At 54.7% G+C, this 8,599-nt stretch carries 7 protein-coding genes; 6 read left to right on the plus strand and 1 reads right to left on the minus strand.

Translation table 11 applies throughout. The features are described from left to right. A partial coding sequence (locus tag H0V34_02090) for a hypothetical protein (protein ID MBA2490527.1) occupies positions 1 to 206 on the minus strand: 206 nt, incomplete at its 3' end. 919 nt (positions 207 to 1,125) lie between these two features. Here H0V34_02090 and H0V34_02095 point away from each other — a divergent pair. From H0V34_02095 to H0V34_02120, 6 genes are all read left to right on the plus strand, one after another. Continuing rightward, positions 1,126 to 2,460 (plus strand): aryl-sulfate sulfotransferase, encoded by a 1,335-nt coding sequence (locus H0V34_02095; protein ID MBA2490528.1) that lies wholly within the window; start codon positions 1,126 to 1,128, stop codon positions 2,458 to 2,460. 188 nt (positions 2,461 to 2,648) lie between these two features. Continuing rightward, positions 2,649 to 3,998 (plus strand): hypothetical protein, encoded by a 1,350-nt coding sequence (locus H0V34_02100; GenBank protein ID MBA2490529.1) that lies wholly within the window; start codon positions 2,649 to 2,651, stop codon positions 3,996 to 3,998. A gap of 174 nt (positions 3,999 to 4,172) precedes the next feature. Further along, entirely contained in the window at positions 4,173 to 5,576 is a 1,404-nt protein-coding gene (locus tag H0V34_02105) for an acyl-CoA/acyl-ACP dehydrogenase (GenBank protein ID MBA2490530.1), read from the plus strand. A gap of 56 nt (positions 5,577 to 5,632) precedes the next feature. Beyond that, complete coding sequence (locus H0V34_02110) at positions 5,633 to 5,800, plus strand: flavin reductase family protein (protein MBA2490531.1); 168 nt, start codon at positions 5,633 to 5,635, stop codon at positions 5,798 to 5,800. Positions 5,801 to 6,087: 287 nt separating this feature from the next. Further along, entirely contained in the window at positions 6,088 to 6,852 is a 765-nt protein-coding gene (locus tag H0V34_02115) for a hypothetical protein (protein MBA2490532.1), read from the plus strand. Next, complete coding sequence (locus H0V34_02120; GenBank protein ID MBA2490533.1) at positions 6,842 to 8,425, plus strand: hypothetical protein; 1,584 nt, start codon at positions 6,842 to 6,844, stop codon at positions 8,423 to 8,425. The genes H0V34_02115 and H0V34_02120 overlap by 11 nt, the downstream gene beginning before the upstream one ends. Positions 8,426 to 8,599: the final 174 nt, after the last annotated feature.

The following is an 8,599-nucleotide window of genomic DNA, read 5'->3' on the forward strand; positions in this document are numbered from 1 at the left end:
AGCTTCGAGTCATAGTCGCGGGACGACGAATCCACCCATGCGCCCAGCCCGACGATCTCCGCCAGGTTGTCGTCCTGAAAACCGTGCTGCCCGATGAACTCGCGGTGACAGCCCAGCGGCATCAGCAACCGCAGCAGCCACAGCCGGACGAGCGCGGGAACGTCACCAGCAGAATAGTAGCTCGGGGTACTAGGGTGGCGCGGCATGCTGTTCTCCTTGGCAGTTTGGGAGATCAGTATCACTCGGGACTGCGTCAAAATATGTCGCGATGTGCGCCCCGGCTTCCGTGCCCGTGCCTCGCTTTGCCAGGCGATTTGTTTAACAATGCTGTATGCTCTTGATGATCGACAATTATTGACGCTTGCAAAAATGGTTTACACTCAGCGATCTGTCATCCTGAGGCCCTTCGCTTTGCTCCAGAATAAACTCCGGCCGAAGAATCTGCCGTTTTGCCACGTAAAAAAGCAGATGCTTCACGGAGTTTATCCTGAGCTTCGCCGAAGGATTCAGCATGACATCTCTGTTAAGCACTAATGCAAGACTCAATAACATCGGCATCCTGCACGCAGGAAAGATTGCGGGCAGCTTGGGGTACCGAACGACCTATACCCACACCAATGGCACTGACCGATACAAGAATTCGTAACGCCAAAGGGCAAGGGAAACGCGTGAAGTTGGCGCCGGGGCGCCTATATCTGGAAGTTCATCCGACCAGCGCGAAGCTCTGAGGCTACCGCTATCGTATAGCTAGGAAGGAGGACATTTTGCAATCGGCACGCGCTGCCTGCTCAAAGCTTCGGAACGGCCAGGTGCATGGTACAGCGTCATCAAGCGGGTGTTCGGATATTCACCAAAGTGCGCTATCGCGGATTGAACATGAACGCGCAGCGGCTGTTTGTCGCCCGCGCGTTGGTCAATCTGTTCATGGCCAGACGCCGTATAGTGGCGCACGGCCTATGGATAATACCCGTCGCTAACCCACCGATGACTTCCACGACAGCGTGAATGACACTGATAAGAGCGTCCGCCACGATCGATTCGATGACAACGATCAACAAAATCTCCTGTCACTGAATTATTCAGACGTGCCTTAGGAGAAACCTGCGACCGCAACTGTAGGGGACCATGTTGGACAAAATCCTTAACTTGTTACTGATCATCGCACTCGCCTTTCTGGCCTTTCTAGGCGGCGCCTTGGTCGTTATGACGAAGAGCTTTCCGTACGCACTGCTCGATCAAGCGTATGACTATACATACGAGCGAGTAACCGGCGCCTATCAAAGGCGCTTCCAGGATAAAGAACTAGAGGGATTCACGGAAATCTGGAGGCCCGCGAGAACCGATCGGCGCGGCGTGACGGTCTACAAACCATCCGAGGCCTACCACGGTTTGACCCTCGTCTCGGTCGACCTGCTAAACACGACAAAGCTCCGCCTGCTTTCGATGGATGGCAAAGTCGCGCATGAGTGGGTATTCGCCAGACGTGGGATCTGGGAAGATGCTCGGCCCGGCGACTTCTTCTTCTTGGACTACGCCCACCTGTATCCCAACGGCGATTTGCTCCTCCAATACGCCGGCAAAGCCCTGGTAAAGATCGACAGGAACTCGAACATAATCTGGACGTATCTGGCTTATGTGCATCACCATTTGGATGTCACGGACGACGGGACCGTTTACACGCTGTACCACGAAGGACGACATAAGCGGTTCAAGAGATATGCCCAAATAGAGCTACCGCGGCTAGACGATTATGTCGTCGTGCTCTCGCCTGATGGGGAGCAGATCAACAAGGTGTCCATTGTTGACGCGCTGGCGCGCTCGCCCTACGGACGCATGCTTCGATCCACCTCCTGGAACTCTCAACACGACTTTCTGCATACCAATTCGATTGAGTTTATAGATCGCGCCGCGGCCGCGCAGCTCCCATTCGCCAAAGAGGGCCAAGTACTGTTATCGATGCGGGAGATCGACACGATCGCGGTTATGGATCTTGAAAAGGAGGAGATCGTCTGGGCTACGCAAGGGTCATGGCAAAGGCAGCATGATGCGGACATCCTGCCAAACGGCCACATTTTACTGTTTGATAATAGAGGCCATTACGGGCCCGGCGGAGGCTCAAGGGTCATCGAGGTAGACCCGGTCACCCAAGAAATCGTCTGGAGCTACGCCGGCGATGCAAACCACCGGTTCGAAAGCGCTGTTCGATCCGGCCAACAAAGACTGCCCAATGGCAACACACTCATCACCGAGTCCGACGGCGGTCGCCTGCTTGAGGTGACTCGCGGCGGCGAGATCGTGTGGGAGTATATCACCCCGGTGAGGGTCGGGAACCGGGGTCAGCGGACCGTCTCCCTCTGGCTAGGTTCGGCGCGGATAGCGCGTGAGTCGCTGGATCCGGAGTTTTTAGGGTTCATTAACCAGCCGAAACCGCCGACGCAGGCGAGTGCCGGCGAGCAATAGCAAATACCGGTGCTTCTTTGGCCATCCGTACTGCGTGTGGAAAAACTTGAGTATGCATTTTTTTTCATCGGCTACCGTGTGGCGAAGGACTGACCAGGCTAACGTCCGCGACCGAGCACGCGCAACGGGCGCGTGGATCCTTGAACCCGTATTTCAGAAGCCTGCGGCCAGGCTCGTAAGGAGCGACGTTGAACAAAATTTTTAACTTGCTGGGGATCATCGCCATCGTCGTATTAGCGTTCGTAGGCGGCGCCGTGGTCGTCCTGGCAGAGGTCTTTCCGTATGACTATCTTGATGATGCGCGGCGGGCGTTGATCGCGCTTTACAAGCAGAAGACCGATTACAAATCGCCTTACCAGACCAACCTGTGGAGGCCGGCAAGGACGGATGAGCGCGGCGTTACCATCTACAAACCGGCCCGGACGTACGATGGCTTCACTTTATACAGTTCCAGCCATGCGCAGAAGGCTTTTCTGATCACAATGGAGGGCAAGATCGCGCACGAGTGGAATCTGCCTATAGCAGCGGTCTGGGAGAATCCCGATCGTCAGCCGCGACCCGATCCATATGTATTCTGGGAGTACCCTCACCTATACCCGAACGGCGATCTGCTCGTTCTGTATGTCGGTATGGGGGATACGCCCTGGGGCTACGGCCTGGTGAAGATGGACAAGAATTCAAAGGTGATCTGGAAGTACTTCGATAATGTGCACCATCACCTGGATGTCGCCAAAGATAGCAAGATTTACGTGCTTACCAATGACATTCGAAATAGCGAAATTGAACGCAAACGATACCGGCATCTAGCCCCGCCGCGCATCGACGATTCGGTCGTTGTGCTCTCGCCAGATGGTAAACTGCTCAAGAAGGTATCGATTATGGATGCCCTGTTGCGGTCGCCTTACGCCCGCATGCTGCAATGGGGGCTCGCCTGGAATATCGAAGCCGACTTTCTGCACACCAACTCCATCGAGGTCATCGATCGGGCGACGGCCTCGAAACTCCCATTCGCCAAGGCGGGTCAGGTGCTGCTATCGATGAGGGAGATCGACGCGGTCGGCATTCTCGACCTCGAGACGGAGGAGATCGTCTGGGCTGCCCAGGGCTCATGGCACCGGCCGCACGATGCGGATATGCTGCCGAACGGAAACATTCTGCTATTCGACAACTGGGGCAACTACGAGCCCGGCGGGAGTTCTCGGGTAGTAGAATTCAATCCGAGAACCTCGAAAATCATCTGGAATTACGCCGGCGACGGGGCGCGCCTTTTGGCGAGTCCCATCAGATCGGGCCAGGAGAGATTGCCCAATGGCAACACGCTCATCACTGAGTCGGACGGCGGACGTATCATTGAGGTAACGGCAAACGGCGAAATCGTTTGGGAGTACGTCAATTCGGTACGAGGTGGTAAGGAGCGGAAGCTAATTCCGGTACTATCGCAAGGAATTGTACGGATAGCGCCTGAAAAGCTGGCGCTGGACTTTCTAGAGGCGATCAACGGGTCGGAAACGGCAGCGCGGGAAAACGCTGGCAATTGATGCTTCTAGCAAGCGGGGCGATGTTCGCGCCCAATCGCCGCTGGTGTAAGAGACGAATCGCGAAAGGCGGCGCATCCTGCTGGCATGGGGTTTGACAACCCGCTTAGCCAGCACTACTTTTCCGTTCGATGAAACGGAGCGTTTGATTACCCATACGCGCGCGGGAGCGCAGCAATGAGCGAAACCAAGAGATGGGGCAGAGAACCTTTTTGGGGGCTCGGCTACGAATTCGATCCGCAGTGGCTGCTGACGCCGGCGCAGACGGATTTGCAGAATGAGCTGATCAATCTGTGCCGCACGACCCTTCGGCCCAGTGCGGTGGAGAGCGACAAGAAGTTGCTGTTTCCGCGTAAGAACTTCGAGGCGATGGCGGAACTGGGGCTGCTCGGTCTAAACGTGCCGAAAGAGCTTGGCGGCATGGGCGAAGATCATACCTGCGCGGCAATGGTGGTGGAGACAATTGCGCGCTACGGCTGCGCGAGCACCGCGACGTGCTACACCATGCATCTCGGTGCCGTGGCGGCGGCGATGTTCAGGCACCATGACAACGACACCATCAAGGAGATTATCCAGGGGCTGGATAAGGACTGCCTCATTGGCACGCTGTCGTACTCGGATCCGGAGACGGGGTCGCACTTATGGTATCCGAGCGTATCCGGGGCCGAGCAGACCGCCAAGGGCTGGCGTGTGCGCAAAAAGGCCTCGTGGACTACTTCCGGCGGCTTTGCCGATTGGTACATCGTCCAGACCACCAGCCCCGATTTCAACGGTGACTACTCCAACCTGTCGTGTTTCCTCATCCTGGGTAACGAGGTTAAGTCTGACCCGGCCAGCTGGGACGGTCTCGGTCTGCGCGGCAATCAGTCCGGGCCCATGGAGGTCGACAATGTGGAGGTGCCGAAGAACCGTCTCGTCGGTCACGTAGGTGACGGCGCCAGGTCCAACGACGAGTGTGTGGCCCCGTTCTTTCTGCTGTGCTCGTCGGCTTGCTGGAATGGCATCTCCATGGGTCTTATCGACATCGCCAAGAATCACACCACGCGCAAGACCCACGTCGACGTCGGTATGCACGTATGCGATTACCCGACTATTCAGGACTATGTCGGCGAGGCGATCATGAACACCAACGCCTCGCGGGCGCTCGTGTCCCAGATGACCAAGGCGCTTGACGACGCGACCAACGGTTGTGATTGGTCGCTGCACAAAGATCTGAAGGCGCTGCCGCGCACGCAGTTCCTGCACTGGATGTGGCAGGTGAAGTTCATCGCCGCCAAGAACGTCGCCCACGTCGCCGACAAGATGCTGCACGCTTGCGGCGGCACCGGTTACAGGCCGGCCATCGGTATCGAGCGGTACCTGCGCGACGGCAAGGCGGGCTGGGTGATGGCGCCGACCAATGAGGTCCTGCGCCAGTTCCTCGGCAAGATGGCGCTGCTAGGGCCGCAGTCGCTCGACTATTGGAACCAGTCGCTAAACGCGCGGGTGCTCCACAACGAGCTGAAAAAGCTCGATGCCAAGGGTAAGCGCGACCTCGCGCAACGCCTGCTCGCTGAGGCGGAGGGTACGCGCATCGCCTGAGTGTGCAGCGAAAGTGCGCAGCTGATCAACGCTCGATATTCCGATGAGGTGATTCCATTCAAGCCCACTATGGATGTGCGCGAATTGCGGGATGCGCTACCACCGGAGTTACGATCATCACCGCGCGTGGTCCGCGCAACGAGTTGATAGGCATCACCGCCAATTCCTTCGACTCCGTGTCGAGGGAGCCGCCGCTAGCGCAGTTAATTCCAGTCGAGGTATGAGTCTGAACGAAGAGCTGGAGAGAGTCATCAGACAGCGCGGTTGGAAACACACACCCACGCTCAGCCTCATGCCATGTTGGAAAAGAAAAGACTTAGCCTTGTGCAGGAGTTGATAAACCGTTATCGTTTGGACACAACCGTATCGTTGTCCACCGTCCTGAGCGCATCTGCGCTCTGCGGCGATGGCCGCAATTAAGAAAATCGCTGAAGGCAAACGCACAAGTAAAACGTGCAGAGTAAATCATGTTACGTCAACATGCGCTCGGCCCCGCTCTTGGGGCTCGAAGATGAATCGACTCTATAAGCCCTTACTGATCATCGGCATTGCCTTCGGATTGTTTTTGGGCGGCGCTTTCGTCGTGTTGACGAAGGTTTTTCCGTATGAGTATCTCGATAAGTCGTATGTAAGAATCGTCGCAGCCTACGAGCGGTACTTGCAGGATGAAAATGCTGAGACCCAGGCCTCTTTCTGGTTACCAGGAGGCTCTTTCTGGCAACCCGCGAGGACTGAGCAGCGCGGTGTGACCGTCTATGAACCATCGAAGGCGTACAACGGGTTGACCTTGTATACTTCTGGCAATGCCCAAAAGGCCGTGCTGATTTCGATGGACGGGAAAGTCGTACACGAGTGGAAGCTTACGATTCCCGAGAATTGGGAAGATCCGGAAAAGAAGCCGAGGCCTGCCAAAGTCGCCTGGGAGTATGCCCATGTGTATCCGAATGGCGATTTGCTCGCTCTGGTTATAGACCATGGCCACACACCTATAGGATGTTGTTTGGTAAAAATAGACAAGAATTCAAAGGTAATCTGGAAGTACATCGATAATACACATCACCATCTGAATGTGGCCGACGATGGAACGATTTACGCGCTTACTCACGAAATGCGATACAAACGTATCAAAGGATACGAACAATTAGAACTACCGCGCCTCGACGATAGCCTCGCCGTGGTCTCACCAGATGGAAAGCTAATCAAAAAGGTTTCTATCGTTCGAATTCATTACGCTGATTCTGCTCCTGGCAACGATCCTGTTTTTTTTGGGAGTTGAGATCACCCCCTATCATGTACCCGCGGCATTCATCCTCACGACCGTAACCCCATTCTTCTACCGCCCCAGTCCTAAGATTCATGACACCAAATTCGCAGCGGCACTTTCATTAATTTTTGGCCTGCTGTGCATTATCAGCATACTGATCACGGCCCATTTTTATGACTACAGCTACGACGGCCAGGGTTATCATCAGCAGACGGTAATAGAGCTAGCCGACGGTTGGAATCCCATTTACAAACGGGTGCGGCTACCCGGAGAGGGTTGGCGTACCGTCTGGCGTGAGACCTGGATAAACCATTACCCCAGACAGCCGCATGTCACACAGGCCGCGCTTTACAAGCTCGTGGGGCGGATTGAACATGCGAAGGCATTCAATCTGCTTTTGATCTTCGCATCATTCTGTCTGTCTGTATCCGTATTGCTCCGTATCAGGCAGATCCGTGGCCTGGGGGCGTTCATCTTTGGTCTGTTGTTTGCGTTGGACCCTGTCAGCGTCACTCAAAGTCTAAATTTTTACGTCGATGGCCAGCTTTCATCATTGTTAGTCTGCCTGCTGGCGAGTCTGACAGCCATGTTGATCGCAGCAGACACATTGACTCTCGCCTCGCTGGGCTGCGTCATCTTGATGGTGGTGAACACGAAATTCACCGGTGTACCCTATTTTCTGTTTATCGGTTTCGGTTTCCTTGTCGCTGCAATCCTGATGGGTGAGATTAAGGAACTTAAGCAAGTAATCGGGGTGAGCGTTATTTGTCTTGCAGTGGGACTGCTTGTGGTCGGCTACAACCCCTACGTTACCAATACGTTGCAAAAAGGCCATCCGCTCTATCCGATCTTTGGCGAAGGCCGTATAGATATTACGGCGCTCCCTATATTCACGCCGCCAAACTTGACGGATATGAATAGGTTGGAAAGACTCTATTACTCGATCTTCGGGATCCCATCCGACAGCCGCGAGAATGCCGAGTTAAAATTACCGTTAACAATAACGAGTGTTCGCGAAATAAAAAAGGCCTCTATGCCAAATTTAGACATTGGTGGTCTTGGACCGCTGTTCAGCGGTGCGTTGACGCTGTCAATGATTGGCTTGGTCTCGATCCTAGTACGATCGCCTCCTAAACGGAGAATTGAACTGATAGTTCTGTGCATCATCAGTGCGTGCATTTTCACCTCGGCCCTAATCCACGATCAAGGATGGCGGGCACGCTACGCGCCACAACTGTATTTCATACCGATAATTGTTGCCTTGTTATTGGTGAGCGTGCGTGCAAGGCTAGCAAATGTTATCGGTAGCATCGTGGTGATTGCACTGATGCTAAACGTTGCTATGGTCGGTGCGAGTTATCTGTATCGCAACATAAAAATAACCTACAAGCTGAATTCTCAAATGCACGAGCTTGCACGTGCGGATGGACCAGTTAAGGTGTATTTTGGCCGCCTTCGGACGACGGGCATCCGATTCAGAGAGTGGAAGATCGATTATAAAGAAGTCAGCAGCGAAGAGGGACTACCCTGTACGCATCCAATACAGATCATCCGTGCTACAGCGCTCGTCTGCCCAGACTCGTAAGACGAAGTCTCTATTCAAAACATGAGTACTGAAAGGGTTGGAGTTGACTCACTGCTGTCTCACAATTTTTCACAGCAGGGCGAGTTGTGCGCGGTTGATGGTGTGATGGGTGTCTGGTGGATCGCCGCGCAGCAGTGGCAACAACGCTCGCCGTTCGAACAGATTCAATTGCAG

The sequence above is a fragment of the Gammaproteobacteria bacterium genome (assembly GCA_013696315.1).
Classification (GTDB): domain Bacteria; phylum Pseudomonadota; class Gammaproteobacteria; order JACCYU01; family JACCYU01; genus JACCYU01.